This window comes from Streptomyces sp. NPDC030222, assembly GCF_055573115.1.
On the sequence record NZ_JBVICA010000002.1, the window covers coordinates 17,496 to 39,452 of the forward strand.

Below are 21,957 nucleotides of genomic sequence, written 5' to 3' on the forward strand. Positions count from 1 at the left end.
AGGCAGTCCCGAAAGGGGGCTGTCGGCACCTTCCCCACCGGGGATCGCGCCGACAGCCCCTGTCATCTCCCGCGTCCGGCCGACGCAAGCCCCTTCAGCAGGACCACACTCTCGTAGTTCGTCACGTCCCATCGCCACGTCCCGACCGGCACATAGCCGCGTCGGCGATACCAGCCGATCAGCTCGGCCGCCTCGACCGACGTGTCGATGACAACGTCATCGGACCCAAGGGCGACGATGCGCTCCTCGGCCAAGGACAGCAGCCGCTGCCCGAGACCCGTCCCCCGGTACGAAGGGTCCACGGCCAACTGCCAGAACGACCCCGAGCCCGCCGGAGCGGGATACCCCTCCGGGGCCTCATACGGAGCCGCCACCGTCACGGTGCCCACCAGCTCACCCGCCTGCAGAGCCAGCCAGCACTCACCCCTGCCCAGCCTGTAGACCGTGTCCTGCACAGACTGATACGAGGCGAAGAAGACCCGTCCTTCCGCAGCATGTCCGGAATAGGCGCGATGGAGCAGGCGCGTCAGATCCGCAACGGAGTCGCCTTCGGCGAACGACCGAACCACAACCGGCTCACGACCGCCGAGCCGTGTCGGCCTGCCGGTCGAGGATCTGTCCACGCGATCAAGTATCGGACGAAGAGGGAGGCGATCGGCCATGCCACCGCGCTGTGTCGAGCGATCGTGGAGATCAACCCCCAGCAGATCCGGCTTTCTCTCGTGGAGCCGTTCTCGTCGCCAGGAGGGCTGCCGCGAAGGAGCTTCCGCTCAGGGCGAGGAAAAGGCCGCCGTAACCGCCGAGCACGCCGACGAGGGCGGCTCCGGCCCAGGGAGCGAGGGCGGCGGCGATGGTGGCGGGGGCCGTGAGGAGGGCGGAGAGCCGGCCGTAGTGGGTGGTCCCCCAGCGGTCGGTGACGGCGGTGGCCTGGAGGAGGGTGAGGTTGCCCCGTACGACTCCGGCGAGGACGGAGAGAAGGACGAGGAGCGGGATCGGGCCCGGGACCAGTGCCAAGGCCGCGGTGGTGGCGCCGCCGAGGGCGATCAGGGCGGCGGTTCGGGTGGTGACGGTCGTGCGTATGGCGAGGGTGGCGTAGAGGGTGCGGCCGAGGGTCTGGCCGAGGCCGCCGAGGCCGAGACCCACGCGGCGGCGGTCGGGCTCGCGCCCTGCTGTTCGAGGAGCGGTACGAGCCCGATGACGACGGCGTACATGGCGAAGCCGGAGAGGGTGAACGCGGTGGCGAGCAGGACGAAGGGCCGGCTGCGTGCGGTCCGGTCGCCGCCGGTGGGCTGTTCGGGGTCCTGGGTCTGCGGGGCGGGTGGCCAGGGAGCGCGCAGGGTGAGGGCGTGTGCGGGGAGGGTGATCGCGGCGAGCACGCCTGCCAGTACGAGGTAGGTCGTGCGCCAGTCGAGGTGTTCGGCGAGGGTGGCGGTGAGCGGTGCGAAGACGGTGGAGGCGAGGCCGCCGGCGAGCGTGACGATGGTGAGGGCGCGGACGCGGTCGGGTCCCCACCAGCGGGTGAGCGCGGCGAAGGCTGGATGGTAGAAGGTGGCGGCCATCGCGATGCCGGTCAGGGCCCAGGCGGCGTAGAAGATGGGGAGGTTGGGGGCTGCTGCCACGGCGAGCACGCCGATGACCGCGAGGGCGGAGCCGGCTGTCATGACCAGGTGTGGGCCGCGTCGGTCCAGGATGCGGCCGATCGGTACGCCTGCGGCTGCGGAGACGAGGAGGGCCAGGGAGAACGCGCCGGTCGTGGCGCCTGAGGACCAGCCGGTGTCGGCGGTGATGCGGGAGAGCAGGACGGGGAAGGCGTAGTAGACGATCCCCAGCTGGTGATCTGAGTCAGGCAGAGCGCGGGTAGCGCGGCGCGGGGCCGCGACCGGTCCCCTGTTCCGGTCGCGGCCCCGTCCGTGCGGGTGGTCAGGTCGGTCACGATCCGCAGGACGGCGCCTGGGCGGTGGTGCCGAGCTGGATGAGGGCCGGGGCGGGGGCGCAGCAGCCACCGCCGTCGGTCGCCGTGTCGGTGTCGGGCTGGTCGAAGAGGCCGGCGCCGCCGCAGACTCCCGTCTCGGGCAGGACGAGTTCGACGCGCTCGGCGGACTCCCGGTCGCCGGCGATCGCCGCGACGACGGAGCGGACCTGCTCGTAGCCGGTGAGGGCCAGGAAGGTCGGGGCGCGGCCGTAGGACTTCATGCCGACGAGGTAGACGCCCTCCTCCGGGTGGGAGAGCTCCTTCACACCGTGCGGGTAGACGGTGCCGCAGGAGTGCTGGTTGGGGTCGATCAGCGGGGCCAGCTCGACGGGGGCCTGGAGGCGCTCGTCGAGGTCGAGGCGGAGTTCGCCGAGGAAGGAGAGGTCGGGGCGGAAGCCGGTCAGGACGATGACCTCGTCGACCGGGTCGAGGCGGCGGCCGTCCTCGGCCACGAGAACGAGCTGTTCGCCGGCGCGCTCGATCGCCTCCGTGCGGAAGCCGGTGACGGCGTGGGCGTGGCCCTCGTCGACGGCGGCCTTGGCGGCGAGGCCGAGGGCGCCGCGGGCGGGGAGCTGGTCGGCGGTACCACCGCCGAAGGTGGAGCCGGAGATACCGCGGCGCAGGATCCACACTGCCTTCGTCCCCTCGCCGTCCTGGGCCTTGGCCAGGTCCGCGAGCGAGGCGAGCGCCGTGAAGGCGGAGGCGCCGGAGCCGATCACGGCGGTGCGCTTGCCCGCGTACCGGGCGCGGACGGCCGGGTCCTTGAGGTCGGGGACGCGGTAGGTGACGCGGCCGGCGGCGGCCGTCTCGCCGAGGGCCGGGAGACCGGAGGCGCCGGCCGGGCTCGGGGTGGCCCAGGTGCCGGAGGCGTCGATCACCGCGCGGGCGAAGAGCCGCTCCTCGCGGCCGTCGGCGTACGTGACGTGGACGACGAAGGGCTGGGTCTCGCGGTCGGCGTCGACGATCCGGTCGCGGCCGGCGCGGGAGACGCCGGTGACTGTGGCGCCGAAGAGGACCTTGTCGCCGAGAACGTCGGCCAGCGGCTGGAGGTACTGCTCCGCCCAGTCGCCGCCGGTCGGGTACGTCTTCGCGTCGGGCTTCACCCAGCCGGTCGGCGCGAGGAGCTTCTCGGCGGCCGGGTCGGTGACCTCGCCCCAGGTGGAGAACAGCCGCACGTGCGACCAGTCGCGCACCGCCGCGCCGGCGGCCGGTCCGGCCTCCAGGACGAGCGGTTCCAGACCGCGCTCGACGAGGTGTGCGGCGGCGGCCAGGCCCGCAGGCCCGGCACCGATCACGAGGACGGGCAGCTGGTCGGTGACGGTGGCGTTCACGACGGTTCCCCTCTTTGCTTCGACGTCTGTCGATGGCTTGCGCGGCCAGCATGGCACTTGCATCGACGCTCGTCAACATAGACATTCATCGAATCCGCAGGAGCCTCGACGCCCCTTCCCGTGAGGGCGTGCCATGCGTTCCCACTCTGCGGCCGGAACACCCCTGGGAGCCTGGTTCGACATGTGTCAACATAGATGCATGTCGAATGTCTCCGTGTTGCCGCTGCTCCAGCCGGACGTCGCTCCTTGTTGCCCGCCGCTCGCCGAGCGCCCGCTGACCGCCGACGAAGCCGAACGGACGGCGAAGATGTTCAAGGCGCTCGGCGACCCGGTCCGCCTGCGGCTGTTCTCCGCCGTCGCCTCGCACGAGGGCGGCGAGGCGTGCGTCTGCGACATCTCCAATGTCGGCGTCTCCCAGCCGACCGTCTCCCACCACCTGAAGAAGCTCAAGGAGGCCGGGCTGCTCAGCTCTGAGCGGCGCGGCACCTGGGTGTACTACCGCGTCGAGCCCGCCGTCCTTGCCGCCATGGGGCAGCTGCTGACCAAGGCGGCGGCCGCGTGAGCGTCTCCGCCCTGGTGGTGCCGCTCACGGTCGCACACGCCGACGAGGTGATCGCGATTTACGAGGCCGGCATCGACGAGGGCAACGCCACCTTCGAGACCACGGCCCCCACCTGGGAAGAGTTCGACGCGGCCAAGCTGCCCGAGCACCGCTTCGCCGCCGTCGACGAGACCGGCCGCGTCCTCGGCTGGGTCGCCGCCACCAAGGTCTCCGACCGGTGCGCGTACGCCGGCGTCGTCGAACACTCCGTCTACGTGCATCCCGACGCCCGAGGCCGGGGCGTCGCCTCCGCGCTGCTCAAGGCGCTCATCGAGTCGACGGAAGCGGCAGGCATCTGGACCGTCCAGTCCGGCATCTTCCCGGAGAACGCCGCGAGCCTCGCCGTCCATCAGTGGGCCGGCTTCCGGGTCATCGGCACCCGCGAGCGCATCGGCCGTCATAACGGCCGCTGGCGCGACATTGTCCTCGTCGAGCGCCGCAGCCCTCACATCGACTGACGCCTCTCAGCCCCGCCGCCACAGGTGAGTTGGCGGTGGTGGAAGTCGAAGTGCTGGGTGGGGTAGCGGTAGAGGTCCGCGAGGGTCATGAAGTCCTCGAAGAACGGGTCCCACCGAACCGGAAAGTGCATCCCTCGCGCCAGATCGCGCTCGGACTCCTTCGCGAGCCGCCGCGCCAGCGAACCGGTGATCTGGTCGAACGCCGTACTCATCCTGCGAGGCCCGAACACCTTCACCGCCCCGCACGGCCCGAGGTAGTTGATCACGTCGAAGAGCCGCGTCCCCGCGTCGAGCACCTGGGCGAATGCCTTGCTCGCGCTCCGGGGCAGGCGGCCGAAGCCGTGTACGAGCACCAGCAGGACGCGGGTGACGAGGTAGCCGAAGAGCATGTGCCACAGCAGCTGCCAGTTGGTCCAGCGAGTGCCACTGGTCGGACGGGCGAGGTCGGACGGCGTGGCGTCGTCCAGAAGCGCGTGGAAGGTCCGGCGGGCCCTGGCGTAGTCGTTGAGAACGGCCTGCCGGTCCAGCGCTGAACGACCGTCTGGCATCACCGCTCCCCTCGATGCCTGAGTTTCCCAGGGCCTGGATGATTCCCGCCGGCATCGCCACGAACCACCCGGCTTCCTCACCGGCTCTGCGGGCTCACACAGCTCCGAGCAGCCCCGCGATGGCCCGGGCCGCGTCGCGGGCGGGGCGGCCGACACCGATGAGGGTGGCGGAGGCGGGGCCAGTCCAGTCGCCGTAGCCGAGGAGGTGGAGGCGGGGTTCGCCGATCGCCTGGGTGCCGGTCGTGGGGATGTGGCCGCGCGTGCCGCGCAGGCCGAGCGGGGCGAGGTGGGACAGGGCCGGGCGGAAGCCGGTGCACCAGATGATCGCGTCCGCCTCCGCGGTCATGCCGTCGGCCCAGGTGACTCCGCTGGAGGTGATGCGGTCGAACATCGGCTGGGCCTTGAGCAGGCCCGCGTCGCGAGCGGCGCGGACAGGCGGGACGGCCACGATGTCGCCCAGCGAGGCGACGCCACCGGTGTCGGTGCGGCCCTCGTCGAGGGCGCGACGGCGGGCGGTGGCGTGATCGAAGAGGGCACGGCCGTCGATGTCATCTGCGAGATAGCGGGGCTCGCGCAGGGTGACCCAGGTCAGGGCGGTGTCGTACGCGAGGTCGGCGGCGATCTGGGCACCGGAGTTGCCGCCGCCGACCACGATCACCCGCTGTCCGGCGAAGTCGGCGGGACTGCGGTACTCGACCGTGTGGAGCTGGGCACCCTGGAACTCCGTACGACCGGGGATCGCGGGAACGAAGGGCCGTGACCAGGTGCCGGTGGCGCCGATGACCGCCCGGGCCCGCCAGGTACCGGAGTCGGTCTCCACGCGCAGGAGTTCGCCGTCTCGGTGCACGCCAGCCACGCGTACGGGGCGGTGGACAGGGAGGTCGTACCGCTGCTCGTAGTCGGTCAGGTACGACACGACGTGGGCCGCGTCAGGGTACGTCTCGCCCGGCTGCGGGGGCATGAGGCGGCCGGGCAGAGAGGAGTACGCGGCGGGCGAGAAGAGGTGGAGGGAGTCCCAGGTGTGCTGCCAGGCACCGCCGGGCGTCGGCAGAGCGTCGAGGATGGCGAAATCCAGGCCCAGGCGGCGCAGGTGGTAACCGGCGGCGAGTCCGGACTGGCCGCCGCCGATCACCACCACATCCGTACGGCTCATGCCGAGGGGGTCTCGCTGTCGGTCTTGCCGCGCATGAAGATCACGGCGACCAGGGCCAGGCCCACGACCGTGCCGATGAGTTGCATGCCGATAAACGGCGCGACCGAACCGGGGGCGATGCCAGCGAACGTGTCGGTGAAGGCCCGGCCGATGGTCACCGCCGGGTTGGCGAAGGAGGTGGAGGAGGTGAACCAGTAGGCGGCGCCGATGTACGAGGCGACCGCGACCGGCGCGAAGCGGAGCCGGTCGGTACGGGCCAGGCCGAAGATCAGCAGAATCAGCCCGGCGGTCGCCACGACCTCGCCGAGGAGCAGGTTCCCCGCCGAGCGGTCGTGCGTGGACCACTTCACCAGCGGCTCGCCGAACATCGCGTCCGCCAGGATCGCACCGAGGATCCCGCCGACGACCTGCGCGGGGACGTACACGGCGAGCTCGCGGGCATTCACACCGGCACCGCCCCGGCGGGCGGTCCACCACTCGGCCAGGCTGACCGCCGGGTTGAAGTGCGCCCCGGACACCGGCCCGAGGAGGGCGATCAGGACGCCAAGGCCGAACACGGTGGCCGTGGAGTTGGCCAGCAGCTGCAGCGCCACGTCGTCGGTGAGATCCGTGGCCTGGATGCCGGACCCGACGACGATCGCCACCAGGGCGGCGGTGCCGACGAGCTCGGCTGCGGCCCGGGCGACGAGCGGGGTGCGGGGCGGGGTGGCGCCGGGGGCGGGCTGCGGCGATGTGTCGGCGGCTATGGCGTCGCTCGCGGCGGGCTCGGTGGCGGTCACGGGCTGGTTCTCCTCGGCAGGTGAGGCAGGGGACGGGAAGGCTCAGGGGCAGGAACGCTTGAAGTTCGCCTCGGCGGTCAGGCGCGCGGTCTGCGCGAGAGCGGCGAACTGGCCGGCGAGCTGCTCGATGACGTCCGGCTTCAGCCGGTAGTAGGTGAACCGACCACAGGGCTCCGTCTCCACGACCCCGGCCTCGCGCAGCACTCTCAGGTGGTTGGAGAGATTGGTCTGCTTGGCACCGGTCTCCTCCACGAGGTGGGTGGTGCACAGCGTCTCGCGGGCGAGCAGGGTCACGATCTGGAGGCGCAGGGGGTCTCCCAGCACCCGGATCAGATCAGTATCGACTGACGTCATCATGGGCTGATACTCTCACATCACCCGGTGCTGATACCAGCCTGGGCTGACCTCTTTGTACCCAGGGGGTTCTCGCCATGGCCGCGTCCTCGCACCCGGTCCTTCCCGACGAACGACTCGCGGCCGGTGCCGCCCGCCTAGCCATGCGCCACCAGGGCCGATTCTCCCCGGAAACGGTGCAGCGGCTGATCGCGGACTCTTACCAGCGGCTCGCCGCCCACGCCCACGTGCGCACCCACCTCGTGGTGCTCGCGGAGCGGTTCGCCGCCGAGCGCCTGGACGCCCTCGCGCACGTCGAGAACCCGACCGCCGCAGAAGGCCGACCGCGGGTGCTGTTCGTGTGCAGCCACAACGCCGGCCGCTCCCAGCTCGCCGCGGCACTGCTCGCCCACCGCGCCGGGGACGACGTGATCGTCTCCTCCGCTGGCACCCACCCGTCCGGCGCCGTCGACCCGCACGTGGTCCAGGCGCTCACCGAGACAGGCGCCGCACTCGACGAGGTCTACCCCAAGCCGCTGACCGACGAGGTCGTCCAGGCCGCCGACATCGTGATCACCATGGGTTGCGGCGACGCCTGCCCCGTCTTCCCCGGCCACCGCTACCTGGACTGGCCAGTCCCCGACCCCGACGGCGCCCCGATCGCCGTCGTACGCGAGATCCGCGACGCCCTCGACGCCCGGATCACCGCCCTGCTGGACACCCTGCCGTCCAGCTCCTGAGCCATCCCCGTCCCCGCACCACCCCTGCCCCAAGGAAGTACCGATGACTGCTCCGCTCGCCTCCGTGCTCTTCGTCTGCGTCCACAACGCCGGCCGCTCCCAGATGGCCGCCGGGTTCCTGCGCCACCTCGGCGGCGACCGCGTCGAGGTCCGCTCCGCGGGCTCCCTTCCGGGCGACCAGATCAACCCCTCCGCCGTGGCCGCGATGGCCGAGCTGGGCATCGACATCTCCGACCAGAAGCCCAAGGTCCTCACCACCGAGGCCGCCCAGGCGTCCGACTACATCATCACCATGGGCTGCGGCGACGCCTGCCCGTACTTCCCCGGCAAGACCTACCTCGACTGGACCCTGGAGGACCCGGCCGGCCAGGGTGTCGAGGCCGTCCGACCCATCCGCGACGAGATCAAGACCCTCATCGAGGGCCTGATCGCCGACATCGACGCCAAGAAGGCGTGAAGGGCGTGAGCGACATCGACCAGGCAGACGGCATACGCGACGTCGTCATCATCGGCTCCGGCCCCGCCGGATACACCGCCGCCCTCTACACCGCCCGCGCCCAGCTGAGCCCCCTGCTCTTCGGCAGCTCGATCTTCGTCGGCGGCTCGCTCACCACGACGACCGAGGTCGAGAACTTCCCCGGCTTCCCCACCGGCATCGACGGCCCGGACCTGATGGAGAACATGCGGGCCCAAGCCGAGCGCTTCGGCGCCGAGATGATCGACGACGACATCGTCGAAGTCGACCTCACCGGCGACATCAAGCTCCTCACCGACTCCGCCGGCACCGTCCACCGCGCCAAGGCCGTGATCATCGCCACCGGATCCGGCTACCGCAAGCTCAGCCTCCCCAAGGAGGACGAGCTCTCCGGACGCGGTGTCTCCTGGTGCGCGACGTGCGACGGGTTCTTCTTCCGTGACCGCGACATCGTCGTGGTCGGCGGCGGCGACACCGCCATGGAGGAGGCCACCTTCCTCACCCGCTTCGCCCGCTCGGTCACCGTCGTCCACCGCCGCTCGACCCTGCGCGCCTCCAAGGCAATGCAGAACCGGGCCTTCGCCGACGACAAGATCTCCTTCGCCTTCGACAGCGAGATCGCCGAACTGAAGGAAGAGAACGGCATGCTCGCCGGCGTCGTCCTCCGCGATGTCATCACCGGCGAGACGCGCGACCTCGACGCCACCGGCCTGTTCATCGCCATCGGCCACGACCCCCGCACCGAACTCTTCACCGGCCAGATCGACCTCGACGACGAGGGCTACATCACGGTCGAGTCCCCCTCCACCCGCACCAACATCCCCGGCGTCTTCGCCGCCGGAGACGTCGTCGACCACACCTACCGCCAGGCCATCACAGCCGCCGCCAGCGGCTGCCAGGCCGCCCTCGACACCGAACGCCACCTGGCAGCACTGGCACACAGGACCGCCGCGTCGGTCGCCGTCTGACGCTCTGCGGGCGGCCGTGCCACAACGTGCCAGTAGGGGCGGTAAACAGCGGGCAACAAGGGTCCGTCAGAGGGAGGGCGACATGTACTCCCCAGCGGGCGTTTCCGCAGGTCAGAAGCTATACACCGGCCCAAGTGCCGGGTGATTCCCAAGCTTATGGCGCGGGTTCGATTCCCGTCATCCGCTCGTGAGAGAAGGCCCAGGTCAGAGACCTGGGCCTTCTTGGTTGTCTAGACCTCTCCAGTCTTGTCGCGTCCTCCGATTGCCCCAACTCGCGGGAATGCCCTGCCCGGAGTGCCCTTCGCGCCCCATCGGCACCCCTGCTCCGCGAAACACTCCGGGTGCCGTTTGACCTCGATAGAGAGGAAGGCCGGCAGATAGCTCGTGCGCACACCAGCCGCGGGATTTGCTGCCGCCCTCGACGAGGCGTTGGGTGATCAGTTCCGGAGCGGCCTCTGCGACCCGCACCACGAGTACCCAGCCCGACCTGCCGTCATTGATGGGGTGGCCTAAGATCGGCTCTTTCGAACAGGCGCCTTAACAACAAGTAGTCGTTGCGATTTATTGGCGTGGGGTACACACTCCTCCCATGACCGACAAGCCCCGCACCCGAGCCCCGCAGGCCGCCCTGACGGACGCGCAGAAGCACGAACTGGACCGGGCGAGGAAGGCCGCCGAAGAGGCCACCGCGCACTTCCGTGAGACCGCGGGGCGTATCGCCGTAGACCTCGGCCGCGGCGGAGCACCGGCCGTCGCCAGGCACATGGAGTGGACACCCCAGTACGCGTCCACCCTCGCCGCCGCCTACAAGGCCAAGCAGGCCGCTCAGGCCACCGAGCCCGAGGAGGTGGCGGCATGACGACCGCCCCCAGGCCGTCCGGCATCCCGCCCATGCCCGAGCGGAACACGAAGGCGCTGCGCGCCGCGATCGCCGAGCACACACCGCAGCTCCTCGCCGACTTCGACGCCCACTGGAAGTGGGCCATCGGCGACGCGCACGACATCGCCCCGGTACCGGCGTTCCTCGCCCAGTGGTGGGCCGAGTTCGCCATCGCCCGCGATCCCGCGCTCGACCGGCACATCCACGACCTGGAAAGCCGGGCAGCCGACGCGACGACGAACGCCGAAGCCGCGCAGTTGCTCACGCAGGCCGCGCACCTTCGGCGCGAGGCGGGGAAGGCAGAGCCCGGCCAGTGGAGGAGGTGTTCTGGCAGTGACCTGCGACAGCACCCTCGCGCATCCAGCCAGCGCGAAAGCCGTGCCACAACGTGCCAGTAAGGGCGGCAAGCAGCGGTCACCAAGGGGAGCGCGGAAGCAACCACGACGCAGCCGCCAGCGCACGTTTCTGCAGGTCAGGTGGCATGTGTAGGCCCAAGTGCCGGGTGATTCCCAAGCTTATGGCGCGGGCTCGATTCCCGTCATCCGCTCGTGAACGAAGGCCCAGGTCAGCGACCTGGGCCTTCGCCATTGTCCAGACCTCTCAGGCGCGTCGTGCCCTCCGCGTGCCCCATGAGCACTCGAGTGCCGGCTATAAGTTGGGCGCTCCAACCGACAGCCGTCGAACCCAGGACCGCCCGTCTCGCCGAGGTCATCGCGGGCGAATCAGCCAGGGAGAGCCGGTCGGCCGAAACGCCGCATTACGAGTTCGCGGATACCTGCGTTCGCGGACCGAGACTTTAATCAACGCCAGACGGAGAGTTTTTACCGGCGACGCACAGGGGCAAAAAACGGAACGCGCATGGCCTGCACCGGCATGCTACTGTCGAATCAGTTGCAGTTTTGGTACCCGAAACTTCAGGCGCCCCGTCGGCCCGTGCCGCACGGAAGCGTTTTGCATTCCGGTCATTTTCCGGGCAGGGAATCATCGCGGCGACACGGCGTCCGTAAAGTGCGGATTCCGCTGCACTGCCCAAAGGAGATATGACATGGCTACTGGCACCGTGAAGTGGTTCAACGCGGAAAAGGGTTTCGGCTTCATCGAGCAGGAGGGTGGCGGCCCTGACGTGTTCGCCCACTACTCGAACATCGCCACCCAGGGCTTCCGTGAGCTTCAGGAGGGGCAGAAGGTCTCCTTCGACATCGCGCAGGGCCAGAAGGGTCCGACGGCCGAGAACATCGTTCCCGCCTGACACTGACGCGTCATACGTAGCTGGGGCCCGCATCCTTCGGGGTGCGGGCCCCAGCTGCCTTAATTTCACAGGGCTTCCACGTGCGCTCGAATCACCGCCACCCCTTTCAGCTGCCCACCTGCGCCAATAATTCTGCACCCAGGCCCGAACCACCTGACTCTCGCATTCCATTCGGCCCGTTCTTATGATTTTCCAACACCGCTCATCCGCTGTCGGAATTTCTCGATACGTGCCGTATCAAGAAAGGTTCTTAATGAACCCCACATGCACGAACGGCCGTTCCTCCCGCACCCGCCGCACGGGCGGCCACGCGTACCACTCCCCCGCCGGAACGGGCCGGGGCGGTCTTTCCGGTGCGTTCGGCGCGAACCGAACGGGGGGTACGAGCCGGTCGGGCGGATACGGCAGGCACCCCGCCTCGGTGCAGGGGGAGTTCGCCCTGCCCAAGACGATCACCCCGGCGCTGCCTCCCGTCGAGAACTTCGCCGACCTGCCCCTGGACAGGCGTCTCCTGGTCACGCTCACCGCGCAGGGTGTGTCCGTCCCGTTCGCCATTCAGGGTGCGACGCTGCCGAACTCCCTGGTCGGCCGTGACGTCCTGGGCCGCGGCCGGACAGGTTCCGGCAAGACGCTCGCCTTCGGTCTGGCCGTGCTCGCCCGTACGGCCGGGCAGCACGCCGAGCCCCGTCAGCCAGTGGCCCTGGTCCTGGTCCCGACCCGGGAACTCGCCCAGCAGGTCACGGACGCCCTCACCCCCTACGCCCGCGCTGTGAAGCTGCGACTGGCCACCGTCGTCGGCGGGGTGCCGGTCGGCCGGCAGGCGAACGCGCTGCGAAGCGGAGTCGAAGTCGTCGTGGCCACCCCCGGGCGTCTCAAGGACCTCATCGACCGCGGGCATTGCCGGCTGAACCATGTGGCCGTCACCGTCCTGGACGAGGCGGACCAGATGGCCGACATGGGCTTCATGCCCCAGGTGACCGCGCTTCTGAACCAGGTCAGGCCCGGCGGCCAGCGCTTGCTGTTCTCCGCGACCCTGGACCGCAACGTCGACCTTCTGGTCCGCCGCTACCTCACCGACCCCGTCGTCCACTCCGTCGACCCCTCCCAGGGCGCGGTCACGACGATGAAGCACCACGTCCTGCACGTGCACGGCGCCGACAAGCACAGGCTGACCACCGAGATCGCAGCGCGTGACGGCCGGGTGATCATGTTCCTGGACACCAAGCACGCCGTGGACCGCCTCACCGAGGACCTCCTCAGCCACGGCGTCCGGGCCGCCGCCCTGCACGGCGGGAAATCACAGCCGCAGCGCGCCCGCACTTTGACCTGGTTCAAGGACGGACACATCACCGTCCTGGTCGCCACGAACGTCGCGGCCCGCGGAATCCACGTCGACCAGCTCGACCTCGTCGTCAACGTGGATCCGCCCACCGACCACAAGGACTACCTCCACCGCGGCGGCCGTACCGCGCGAGCCGGCGCGTCAGGCAGCGTCGTCACCCTGGTCACCGCCAACCAGCGCCGCGACATGATGCGCCTCATGGCGGCCGCCGGCATCGTGCCCGAGACCACCCGGGTCCGCTCCGGCGAGGATGCCCTCGCCCGGATCACCGGCGCGCGCACCCCTTCCGGCATTCCTTTGACGATCACCGTGCCGCCCACCGAGCAGCGCAGGCGCGGCACGGCCTCTCGCGGTCGACGCGGTCCAGCCTCGGTGGCCAGGCGCGCCGGCGCACGGCGTTCTGCCGGCACGACTGCCTGAGTGTCGCGTGATACGGAAGCCGACCCCTCGCCTCAGGAGGCACGCTGTGACGCTGGTCCAGATGCAGGCCCGCCCGACACATCCCACCCCCACGCACTCCACGGTGGCCGACGCCATGGACACGGCCGGACCGCAGGTCTGCGACGACATGACCGTGGAGGTGGCCTTGGCCGTCATGGCCGGGGCTCGTACCGGCCACTTGCTCGTCTGCGACAACGACGATCAGTGCACCGGTCTGGTCACTCAGGCCCAGCTCACCGCCGTCCGTGGCAGCGCCGCCTACACGGACCGGCTCCGGCTGCGCGACCTCTCCGACAACAGCGGCCCGTCCGCCTCCTCCACCGCTCCCAGACCAGCGCGGGCCTTCCCTCCCCCCAGGATCGTCACCCCGTCCGTCGCGGGTGGACAGGACGCTGTTCCGGGCGCCCCCGCGCCGGCCCTCGTCCTCGCGTAAACCGCCCGCGCGGCGGGGCCATCCCCCTTCCTCTTCCCTTGTGAGGCATCGTGCGCTGTGTCATCGCCCGCTTCCCCTTCGAACTCACCAAAAGTGCCGTCCTTGACTCCATGAAGGGTGTCAAACCCGAGGAGATCACCGGCGAGTCCGTGATCATCGGTCGCCGCGCCTACCCCGTCAAGCAGGTCGGCCAAATCATCACCCGCCAGGATCGCCGCGACTTCACCGCCCGTGAAGTCGTCCGCGCGATGACCAAACTCGGCTTCACCTGTCGCAGCCTCCCGAGCAGTGCGCCCACCCGCGGCCTCGACCCCGTCCAGCACGCCTCTGCGACACTCGGCACCCCCACGGGCGGCCTGACCCTGGTCCGCGGGCGGACATGAGCTGACACCCGGGCAGCCGAGAGGACCCGACCGGCACTCGCCGGCCGGGTCCTCTCGTGTATCGACGGGTGGATCCGCTACGGAGGCGGGGTCAGTGATCGGAGTAGCTGACGTCGCCCGTGGTCCAGGCGCTGACGTCCGGGATCGAGACGCGGTACAGCCCGCCGGTCTCCGGGATCCCCACCGTGCCCGCACCAGCCTGGCGACGTCAACGAGCAGCTCGTCAATCTTCGACAGTCCACAGGTCGTCCTACCGGGTAGGACGGACAGCCGGGCGCGCGCAGTGCAGAGGCCGCCGCACCTCGCGATCACTTGACGCCCCCGTCCGACTCCAACTATCTGCTCACCGGGGACACGAAAATCTACTTCGGCCGCAGTAGACATCGCCAGGTAGACGGGTTATGTTTTCTCTCGTACCCCGGAGAGACAACAGGGCCTGGCAGAGACGAACTGCCGGCAAGCAGTACAAGTAGTTGCAGTGAGCAGGACGGTGCGGCGGTGGAGTTTCGAAGCCAGGGCTTTCGCAGGACGGCGACGAAGCTGGCTGCCGGACTGGGCGGCCCGCAGTGATCAGGGGCCTCCGTGAGCGGGATCGCGTCATGGCAGATGCGGTACCCGTGAGAGCAGTAGGGCGGTACCCCTGGTGAAGGCGTCGGGCTGCGGACGCGCGCACCAGGGCATGGCAGCAGTGGCGCTTCCTCAGGCCGCTGAGCAATACGCATCACCAGCAGTACGCAGTATCCGCAGGACAAGAAGTTGATCAGCAAGGGAAGAACGGAGGAACACGGCGCCATCAGGATCGTCCGGGCAGAAGTCTCGAGTCCGGGTACCGCAGGACATCGATAGCGAGGTGATCTTCGGTCAAGCAACCACGATCCCCGCACCCCCGGCAGCGACCAGGCCGGGTGGGCGGACACAGAAGGCCGGCGCTTCATCAGGGCCGGCAGGTGGTGTAGTACTTCCTTCAGGGCCCTGGTGCCAATACTGGTACCAGGGCCCCTCTATGCGTGTCACGGAGAGGTGCAAATGACAGCAGACGATTCGTACGACCGTCTCGACGACGACGACTACCCCGCCTACACCATGGGCAGAGCCGCCGAGATGATCGGCGCCACCCAGGGCTTTCTCCGTGCCATCGGCGAAGCCCGCCTGATCACTCCGCTGCGTTCCGAGGGCGGCCACCGTCGCTACTCCCGCTACCAGCTCCGCATCGCCGCCCGTGCTCGCGAACTCGTCGACCAGGGAACCCCGATCGAGGCCGCCTGCCGCATCATCATCCTCGAAGACCAGCTCGAGGAGGCCCAGCGCATCAACGCCGAGTACCGCCGCGCCGCCGAATCCGGCACGCCCCCCGAGAAGGCTTGAGACGGGTACGCCTGCTGCCGGCATCGGTCGGCCGCCCTCCGGTGTCAATGACGCCCGCCGGGGCCCTGGTCAGAGACCGGGGCCTTCATCGTTCTCCAGGGCGGTGCCAACCGACGGGCCCGCGGGGTGGGGGAGTTCGGCGAGGAGGATCCCGGCGGCCTCGGTGACGTTGTCGGCGTGGACGGCGCGGGCCATGGCCGTGCGGGCGGCCTCGGGCGTCGTGTCCGGCGGGACGACCATGAGGGAGAAGTGGTCGTTGTCGCCGCGGGTGATCAGGGCGGTGTCGTCGCCGACGGGGAAGGAATCGAGGTGCACGACCCGGCCCACGCGCTGCCGCCCGACCGGGTGGGGCCTGCCCTCGCCTACGCGGTGGCCCGGATCGGCGGCCGGGAGACGCGGATCCTGCTCCAGGCCAACGGGCAGCAGAGGCGGGTTCCCCTCGCCGGGGACGGGCTGGAGGACGGCGATCCCCTGCCCATCGACGGTGCGGACGCCGGCCGGTGCTTCCTCACCTCGCGCCCGGTCGAGGTGGCGCTGGCCGATGGGGTTCGGGTCCACATACCGTTACTGGACGGCGGCGACCAGGCCGGTGTCCTGGCCGTCACCCTGGACGCGGTCGACGACGACGCCCGCCGCATCCTGCGCAGGCTCGCGGCCCGTGCCGCCGACACAGCGTGCAGGAGGGCGAGGACGGCGACGTGCCGCCCTCCCCCTTCCCGGATCGGGCTCGGGCGCCGCAGCGGCCCGGTCCCTGGCTTGCTCCCCTACGACCGTTCGGCGTCGAGCATCTGCCGCATCTGGACGATCTCGGCGGTCTGGGAAGTGATGATGTCGTCCGCCAGATCCTTGGCGGGGCCGTAGGAACCCTGCTGCTTCTCGGTCTTGGCCATGTCGATCGCGCCCTCGTGGTGCTCGATCATCATGGTCAGGAACATGATGTCGGAGGCGTTGCCCCTTGCGTCGCCGAGCCGGTTCATGTCCTGGTCGTCCATCATCCCGGGCATGCCGGATTCATCGTCGCCATGGCCCATGCCGTCCATGCTCATGCCGCTGGGGACCTTCTCGCCCCATGCCTTGAGCCAGCCGGACATGGCCTCGATCTCCGGGGCCTGGGCCTTCTTGATCTTTTCCGCGAGTGCCTTGACCTCGCCGGAGGCGCCGTGGGCGGCGACCATGTCGGACATCAGGATGGCCTGACGGTGGTGGGGGATCATCCCCTGCGCGAAGGTGACGTCCGCCTGGTTGTGCCGGTCGGTCCCGGTCGGCGCCGGGGCGGTCGTGGTCGCGGCAGTGGTGCCGGCCGTGCTCGTGCTGTCGGCGCTGCCGCACGCGGCCAGGACCAAGCCGGCTGCGACCGCGGTGGCCGCGCAGGCCGCGCGGCGCGGCAGGGATCGGTTCGTGTTCATTTCGCTGAGCTCCAGTGATCGGATGCGGAATGGAAGGGCTGGGCTGTCCGTGGCCGGCGTCTTCGGGCGTGCGCCACGGGAGGGGTCCCTATGTCCGCAGGATCTGGAGTTCGGCGAGCAAGGGCGGTGCCCGCCCTCCGGCGGGCTCGTAGGCCAGTGCGAGCGACAGCGCGGCACGGGCGTGAGCAACGCCGCTCGGCACGCCGGTGAGGGGCGCGGTGTCCGGCGCGACAATGCCGGGGGAACCGGGCAGCGCCGCAGATGCGCACATCTGGTCCGCGTGGCCGACGGGCCGGGCCGGGCCCTGGTCCTCGGCGCCGGGGCACGAATGACTCGGGGCAGCCTGCGCTGCCGCGACGTGGTGGGAGATGTGCTCGGCGGTGCCCGCCGACGGCAGCGCGGCAGCAGTGCCCAGAGCATGCATGCCGAGCAGCCCGATGATGAGCCCGAGGACGAGCAGGAATCCGAGCCGCGGCACCGGCCTGTACTGCGGCTGCGATTCGTGGCCGGTCACATTTCCCACCGTAGGACGCACTCGTACCCGGCGCAGTGCGACCAGGCCCTGCTATCCGCCATGGCCATCGCCTCCGTCCACCGGGTCCGCAGGGGCCTGGCTGGGCAGGCGCAGGCGTTCGAGGGCGAGGGCGGGGTCCGGCCGCCCCGGACGCGGCCCGTGTGGAGGCGGGTGAGGACTTCGCGTGCCGAGCCCATGGCTGTGGAGTGATCTGTCTCACAAGCTGTCACGGCGAGCAGTCGCGCGGTGTCTTGAGGCCGAACGCCTTGAGACAGAGGAGAGAGCATGTCCGATCAGGAGCGAGACATGAAGCACCGCATCGTGGTCCTCGGCGCCGGCTACGCCGGGGCCTACGTGGCCGGGACCCTGGCTCGTCGGCTGTCCCCGGCGGATACCGAGATCACCGTCGTCAACGCCGAGCCGGACTTCGTCCAGCGGCTGCGTCTGCACCAGCTCGCGGCCGGCCAGGAGATCGAGGCTCCGAACCTCGCCGACGTCTTCGCGGGAACGGGGATCCGGCTGCGCCTGGCCCGTGTCACCGCAGTCGACCCCGAACGGCAGGTCGTCGCCGTGGCCGACGCCGACAGGGACGGCGGCGAGCTCGGCTACGACACGCTTCTCTACGCGCTCGGCAGCCATGTCGCCGACCACGGTGTGCCCGGCGTGGCCGGGCACACCTTCGACGTCGCCGGCCGGCCCGCCGCGCTGCGCCTGCGCGAGCGCCTGGACAGCCTGGACGCGCGGGGCGAAGGCGGGAAGGTGCTTGTCGTCGGCGACGGGCTGACGGGGATCGAGACCGCCACCGAGATCGCCGAATCCCGGCCCGGCCTGTCGGTGACCCTGGTCGCCCGCGGAGAGCTGGGCGCCCCGCTCTCCGCCGAAGCCCGCGGCCACCTGCGCCGGGCCTGCGACCGGCTGGGCATCACCGTCCTGGAGCACACCAGCGTCGAAGCCGTCGAAGCGACGCGTGTGCTGTGCGCCGACGGCACCGCCCTGGCCTCCGACGCGACCGTGTGGACGGCCGGGTTCGCGGCCGGCCCCCTCGCCGCTGCAGGCGGCCTCGAGGTCACCGAGGACGGTCGGATCGTCGTCGACCGCACCATGCGGTCGGTCTCCCACCCGAACGTCTACGCCGCGGGCGACAGCGCCTACGCCGTCGGCGACAACGGCCGACCGCTGCCGATGTCCTGCGCTTCGGCCGGCTACACCGGCCGGCAGGCCACGGACGCCATCGTGGGACGCCTGACCGGCGGCAGGATCGCGAACACCAGGCTGGAGTACCTCGGCAACCACATCAGCCTCGGGCGGCGGGACGGGATCCTGCAGCTGGTCGATGACGAAGCGCAGGCGAAGCCGAAGTACCTGGGCGGCCGGAAGGCCGCCCGGATCAAGTCGGGCATCGTGAGGATGTCGCTGTGGGCCACCTCCCACCCGACCTTCGGCCTGCCCAAGCGCAAGCGCCGCCTCCGCCCGGCCGCCGCGCCGGATCCGTCCGTCGCGAAGACGGTCCGCCCGCTGGTGAACGGAGAAGCCGCCCATGGCTGAGAACTCCGACGTCGTCGTGCACGCCCGGCCCGAGGGCGACCACCGCCGGTGACTGCCGCAGGCCGGGCACGGCGGGCGTCGGCCGCCGCGGGGCGGGCAGCCCGACCAGGCATTCGAGGGAGAGAGACCGAGATATGACCGACCACACCACCGACCTGGCGACCGGAGCGTTCGTCGCCCACCGCAACCTGCTGTTCACCGTCGCCTACGAGATGCTCGGATCGGCGGCCGACGCCGAGGACGTCCTCCAGGAGACCTGGCTGCGCTGGGTCAGGGCCGACCTGGGACAGGTGAGCGACCAGCGGGCGTACCTGGTACGGATCACGACCCGGCAGGCGCTCAACCGGCTGCGCACCATGAAGCGCCGCCGCGAGGCGTACGTCGGCCAGTGGCTGCCCGAACCGCTGATCACCACGCCGGACGTGGCCGAGGACATCGAACTCGCCGAGAGCATGTCGATGGCGATGCTGGTCGTCCTCGAAAGCCTCTCCCCGACCGAGCGGGCGGTGTTCGTACTGCGCGACGTCTTCGAGGTCGACTACGACGAGATCGCCGAGGCCGTCGACAAGAGCCCCGATGCCGTCCGCCAGATCGCGCACCGCGCCCGCCGGCACGTCGGCGCTCGCCGCCCCCGCAGAACGGCGTCCCCGAACGAGACCCGGGCGGCCCTGGAGTCCTTCCGGCGCGCCATCGAGACCGGGAACCCGCAGGACCTCCTCGACGTACTCGCCCCCGACGTCGTTCTGCTCAGCGACGGCGGCGGCCTCAAGAGGGCCGCGGTGCATCCGGTCATCGGCGCCGAGAAGATCGTCCGCTTCTACCTCGGCGGCTCCGCCAAGCTCAAGGCCACCATCACCTGGGAGCCCACCGTGGTCAACGGCAGCCCCGCACTCGCCGTTCACGTGGACGGCGAGCTCGACGGCGTCATGGCCGTCCGTGTCGAGGACGCCCGCATCACCGGCCTCTACTTCGTCCGCAACCCCGAGAAGCTGACCCACGTCACCTCCGGGACCCCGCTCACCCTGCGCTGACGCCGACGACTCGGAAGCACCCGCCGATCGCCGCACACGACACGAGGGGAACCACAGCATGACCGGACGGACGACTGCCGCCGCGCCGCGCGGCGGCACCTTCCTCAGGACCGCGATGGTCCTGCAGACCCTGACCCTCTTCTTCCAGGCGGCAACCGCAGGCATGCTGCTGACCTCGTCCCGCGGCTATCTGATGCACGACGTCGGATCGAAGGTGATGTACGCAGCCGCCATGCTGTACGTGCTCGCCACGCTCCTGGCCTGGCGCCCGGGCGGCGGATCCCCGCGCCCCGTCCTGTACTCCACCGGTTTCCTCCTCCTCGCCTCGGCGCAGGTCGCACTGGGCATCGCGCACGTGCCCTCGTTCCATGTCCCCCTGGGCGTGGTGATGTTCGCCCTCAGCACCCTGGCCCTGGTCCGGTCGCTGCCCCCGCGCCTGCCGCTGCGCCCGGCCGCCAGGTCCTGGCCGCCGGGCGGTGAACCGCCGACGACGGCGATCCGACGGTGAGCCCGACGGCCACGAGAGCCGACTCGGCACCGGACGGCCGGACCCGGATGTCCGGTACGACTCCGGATCGTCATCGCCGGTGTCGCCTGCTGCAGCGGTCGAGTGGTCGCGGTCGTACCCGGACCCCTGGGGCCCGTGATCTCACGAACAACCGGTTCAGACCATCTCAGAAAGGCAAGACCTGCCATGTCCGTTCGATCCGTGCTTTCCATTGCCGCTGCCGTCCTGATCGGCGGTCTCGCGTTGGCCGAACCGGCCGCCGCGGACGCCTCGGTCCAGCCGGTCGTCGCAAGCGTCTACACCGTGAGCGTCGGCCGGGTCGGAGCCTCTCTGTCGGCGCTGGTCGGCCTCCTCGGCTCGGTGGGCGGCGGCCTGGCCCTGGTCCGCACCAGCAGGCGGGGGCGCATCGTCACCTGGGCCCGGCGGAACGGAGCGGTCACGGCCCTCGTGACGGGTCCGGTCGCCGTGGTCGTCGGCGGGACGGTCGCGGCCACCGCAGACGGCGGCCTCGGCACCGGCAACGGGCTCGGCGGTGCCTGCTTCGCCGTGCTCCTGGGCCTGACCGCCGTCACCCTAGGCCGGCTGGCCCGCGCCCGTTCCCGTCGAACCCGCTGATCCCATCGCGAATCCTCGGCGCAGAACCCCGGGCGGGACGTCGCCTCCCCTGCCCGCCGACGGTCGGCCGTCCCGCGCGGCCCCGGTTCGGCCACCGTCTTCCGGCGTGCCGCGCGACCCATGGCATCGATGCCTCCGGCGACCTCCTGCCGACGTCCGCCGTCGGAGTGCCGGTAGATCATCGCGGCCTTCCCGCAAGTCCTTCGGCAGGCCGGCCTCGGCGCGGGCCTTGGCGTACGGGCTGTCGGCATCTCCTGGTGGGGGGAGGCCGACGACCCGTGTCACCGACCGTGTCCCGTCGCCGGCTCCTTCAGGAGAACTGCCGCTCTCGGGACATGCCGGGCGGACCGGGCGCGCGGCTCTGCCGGATATGTGGGCAAGTTCGCGTCGTTCACGTCGCCTCCCTAGAATCCGCGCCCATGAGCCAGCAGGACAACAGTGTCTTCGTCGACGCCTCGGGACGGCGGGGCCGCGCCATGAGGTGGGTGGCCGTGGGCGTCGGGGTGGCCTGCCTTGGGTTTCTTGCCGTCCTGATAGCCGGATTCTTCGGTTCCGGCCCCGGCGGAGGCGCCTGGGTCGAGAAGGGGCGCCCGGCCCCCGCACTCATCGCCGACCCGTCGCCGTCGGCCTCCGATGCCGGCGGCGAGGACGACGGCTCTGCGCGGCCCACCGCCCGCGCGAGCGCCCCGCCCACCAGCGCGGCCCCGAGCCCGAGCGCATCCCCGACGAAGGCAGCCTCCCCGACGAATGCCTCCCCGACGGCGACTGCACGGCCGACCCCAACGTCCGGCAGCGGTTCCGGGGGCTCCGGCGGATCCGCGACCGAGGACGCACCGGGCAAAGCCGGTCAGGCTCCCGGAGCCACGAAGAGGCCGAAGTGACGTATC

Annotated in this window: 25 protein-coding genes and 1 pseudogene; 16 read left to right on the plus strand and 10 right to left on the minus strand. The window is 70.6% G+C overall.

The window, feature by feature from the left end; all coding sequences use genetic code 11:
* Positions 1-62: 62 nt before the first annotated feature.
* The 3 genes and pseudogenes from ACZ4Z5_RS02655 to ACZ4Z5_RS02665 all read right to left on the minus strand — a co-directional run bounded on the left by ACZ4Z5_RS02655 (position 63) and on the right by ACZ4Z5_RS02665 (position 3,303).
* A complete protein-coding gene (locus ACZ4Z5_RS02655) occupies positions 63-623 on the minus strand; it encodes a GNAT family N-acetyltransferase (protein WP_468255612.1) in 561 nt (186 codons plus the stop codon).
* 70 nt (positions 624-693) lie between these two features.
* Positions 694-1,933: pseudogene (locus ACZ4Z5_RS02660) on the minus strand (MFS transporter).
* Positions 1,930-3,303, minus strand: a complete 1,374-nt coding sequence (locus ACZ4Z5_RS02665) for an NAD(P)-binding domain-containing protein (RefSeq protein ID WP_468255615.1) — start codon at positions 3,301-3,303, stop codon at positions 1,930-1,932. Before ACZ4Z5_RS02665 ends, ACZ4Z5_RS02660 begins: the two are co-directional and overlap by 4 nt.
* Before the next feature lie 199 nt (positions 3,304-3,502).
* Between ACZ4Z5_RS02665 and ACZ4Z5_RS02670 the strand changes: the two genes are divergently transcribed.
* Positions 3,503-3,865 (plus strand): ArsR/SmtB family transcription factor, encoded by a 363-nt coding sequence (locus ACZ4Z5_RS02670; protein ID WP_468255618.1) that lies wholly within the window; start codon positions 3,503-3,505, stop codon positions 3,863-3,865.
* Complete coding sequence (locus ACZ4Z5_RS02675) at positions 3,862-4,362, plus strand: GNAT family N-acetyltransferase (protein WP_468255621.1); 501 nt, start codon at positions 3,862-3,864, stop codon at positions 4,360-4,362. Before ACZ4Z5_RS02670 ends, ACZ4Z5_RS02675 begins: the two co-directional genes overlap by 4 nt.
* Here ACZ4Z5_RS02675 and ACZ4Z5_RS02680 read toward each other — a convergent pair.
* The 4 genes from ACZ4Z5_RS02680 to ACZ4Z5_RS02695 form a co-directional block, all read right to left on the minus strand.
* On the minus strand, positions 4,350-4,910 hold the full coding sequence (locus ACZ4Z5_RS02680) for a DinB family protein (protein ID WP_468255624.1): 561 nt from the start codon (positions 4,908-4,910) through the stop codon (positions 4,350-4,352). The genes ACZ4Z5_RS02675 and ACZ4Z5_RS02680 overlap by 13 nt on opposite strands.
* Positions 4,911-5,004: 94 nt before the next feature.
* On the minus strand, positions 5,005-6,063 hold the full coding sequence (locus ACZ4Z5_RS02685; RefSeq protein ID WP_468255627.1) for an ArsO family NAD(P)H-dependent flavin-containing monooxygenase: 1,059 nt from the start codon (positions 6,061-6,063) through the stop codon (positions 5,005-5,007).
* A complete protein-coding gene (locus ACZ4Z5_RS02690; protein ID WP_468255630.1) occupies positions 6,060-6,842 on the minus strand; it encodes an aquaporin in 783 nt (260 codons plus the stop codon). The genes ACZ4Z5_RS02685 and ACZ4Z5_RS02690 overlap by 4 nt, the downstream gene beginning before the upstream one ends.
* A gap of 42 nt (positions 6,843-6,884) precedes the next feature.
* The gene (locus tag ACZ4Z5_RS02695; RefSeq protein WP_030842180.1) at positions 6,885-7,199 is read right to left on the minus strand and encodes an ArsR/SmtB family transcription factor; all 315 of its coding nucleotides are present in this window, start codon (positions 7,197-7,199) and stop codon (positions 6,885-6,887) included.
* Positions 7,200-7,273: 74 nt separating this feature from the next.
* On the opposite strand from ACZ4Z5_RS02695, the gene ACZ4Z5_RS02700 reads away from it, so the two are divergent.
* From ACZ4Z5_RS02700 to ACZ4Z5_RS02745, 10 genes are all read left to right on the plus strand, one after another.
* Entirely contained in the window at positions 7,274-7,915 is a 642-nt protein-coding gene (locus ACZ4Z5_RS02700; RefSeq protein ID WP_468255633.1) for an arsenate reductase ArsC, read from the plus strand.
* 43 nt (positions 7,916-7,958) lie between these two features.
* Entirely contained in the window at positions 7,959-8,372 is a 414-nt protein-coding gene (locus tag ACZ4Z5_RS02705; RefSeq protein ID WP_468255636.1) for an arsenate reductase ArsC, read from the plus strand.
* 14 nt (positions 8,373-8,386) lie between these two features.
* Entirely contained in the window at positions 8,387-9,358 is a 972-nt protein-coding gene (trxB, locus tag ACZ4Z5_RS02710; protein WP_468256584.1) for a thioredoxin-disulfide reductase, read from the plus strand.
* A 589-nt stretch (positions 9,359-9,947) separates the two neighbouring features.
* Complete coding sequence (locus tag ACZ4Z5_RS02715) at positions 9,948-10,217, plus strand: hypothetical protein (protein WP_468255639.1); 270 nt, start codon at positions 9,948-9,950, stop codon at positions 10,215-10,217.
* Positions 10,214-10,636: a hypothetical protein gene (locus tag ACZ4Z5_RS02720; RefSeq protein ID WP_468255642.1), complete on the plus strand. Its 423-nt coding sequence runs from the start codon at positions 10,214-10,216 to the stop codon at positions 10,634-10,636. The genes ACZ4Z5_RS02715 and ACZ4Z5_RS02720 overlap by 4 nt, the downstream gene beginning before the upstream one ends.
* 647 nt (positions 10,637-11,283) lie before the next feature.
* Positions 11,284-11,487, plus strand: a complete 204-nt coding sequence (locus ACZ4Z5_RS02725; RefSeq protein WP_468255645.1) for a cold-shock protein — start codon at positions 11,284-11,286, stop codon at positions 11,485-11,487.
* A gap of 253 nt (positions 11,488-11,740) precedes the next feature.
* Entirely contained in the window at positions 11,741-13,249 is a 1,509-nt protein-coding gene (locus ACZ4Z5_RS02730; protein ID WP_468255648.1) for a DEAD/DEAH box helicase, read from the plus strand.
* A gap of 46 nt (positions 13,250-13,295) precedes the next feature.
* Positions 13,296-13,703 (plus strand): CBS domain-containing protein, encoded by a 408-nt coding sequence (locus ACZ4Z5_RS02735; protein WP_468255651.1) that lies wholly within the window; start codon positions 13,296-13,298, stop codon positions 13,701-13,703.
* 50 nt (positions 13,704-13,753) lie between these two features.
* Entirely contained in the window at positions 13,754-14,086 is a 333-nt protein-coding gene (locus ACZ4Z5_RS02740; protein ID WP_468255654.1) for an SCO5918 family protein, read from the plus strand.
* A gap of 1,026 nt (positions 14,087-15,112) precedes the next feature.
* Positions 15,113-15,451: a MerR family transcriptional regulator gene (locus ACZ4Z5_RS02745; RefSeq protein WP_359873640.1), complete on the plus strand. Its 339-nt coding sequence runs from the start codon at positions 15,113-15,115 to the stop codon at positions 15,449-15,451.
* A 69-nt stretch (positions 15,452-15,520) separates the two neighbouring features.
* Here ACZ4Z5_RS02745 and ACZ4Z5_RS02750 read toward each other — a convergent pair whose 3' ends face one another.
* From ACZ4Z5_RS02750 to ACZ4Z5_RS02760, 3 genes are all read right to left on the minus strand, one after another.
* A complete protein-coding gene (locus ACZ4Z5_RS02750; RefSeq protein ID WP_468255657.1) occupies positions 15,521-16,009 on the minus strand; it encodes a DUF5994 family protein in 489 nt (162 codons plus the stop codon).
* 206 nt (positions 16,010-16,215) lie between these two features.
* Complete coding sequence (locus ACZ4Z5_RS02755; RefSeq protein WP_468255660.1) at positions 16,216-16,857, minus strand: DUF305 domain-containing protein; 642 nt, start codon at positions 16,855-16,857, stop codon at positions 16,216-16,218.
* 88 nt (positions 16,858-16,945) lie between these two features.
* Positions 16,946-17,371: a DUF6153 family protein gene (locus tag ACZ4Z5_RS02760; RefSeq protein ID WP_468255663.1), complete on the minus strand. Its 426-nt coding sequence runs from the start codon at positions 17,369-17,371 to the stop codon at positions 16,946-16,948.
* A gap of 306 nt (positions 17,372-17,677) precedes the next feature.
* On the opposite strand from ACZ4Z5_RS02760, the gene ACZ4Z5_RS02765 reads away from it, so the two are divergent.
* The 4 genes from ACZ4Z5_RS02765 (at position 17,678) to ACZ4Z5_RS02780 (ending at position 21,070) form a co-directional block, all read left to right on the plus strand.
* Positions 17,678-18,916, plus strand: coding sequence for an NAD(P)/FAD-dependent oxidoreductase (locus ACZ4Z5_RS02765; protein ID WP_468256586.1), 1,239 nt, complete (start codon positions 17,678-17,680; stop codon positions 18,914-18,916).
* A gap of 134 nt (positions 18,917-19,050) precedes the next feature.
* The gene (locus ACZ4Z5_RS02770; protein WP_468255666.1) at positions 19,051-19,947 is read left to right on the plus strand and encodes an RNA polymerase sigma-70 factor; all 897 of its coding nucleotides are present in this window, start codon (positions 19,051-19,053) and stop codon (positions 19,945-19,947) included.
* A gap of 58 nt (positions 19,948-20,005) precedes the next feature.
* Positions 20,006-20,455 (plus strand): hypothetical protein, encoded by a 450-nt coding sequence (locus ACZ4Z5_RS02775; protein ID WP_468255669.1) that lies wholly within the window; start codon positions 20,006-20,008, stop codon positions 20,453-20,455.
* 201 nt (positions 20,456-20,656) lie between these two features.
* The gene (locus ACZ4Z5_RS02780) at positions 20,657-21,070 is read left to right on the plus strand and encodes a DUF6223 family protein (protein ID WP_468255672.1); all 414 of its coding nucleotides are present in this window, start codon (positions 20,657-20,659) and stop codon (positions 21,068-21,070) included.
* Positions 21,071-21,957: the final 887 nt, after the last annotated feature.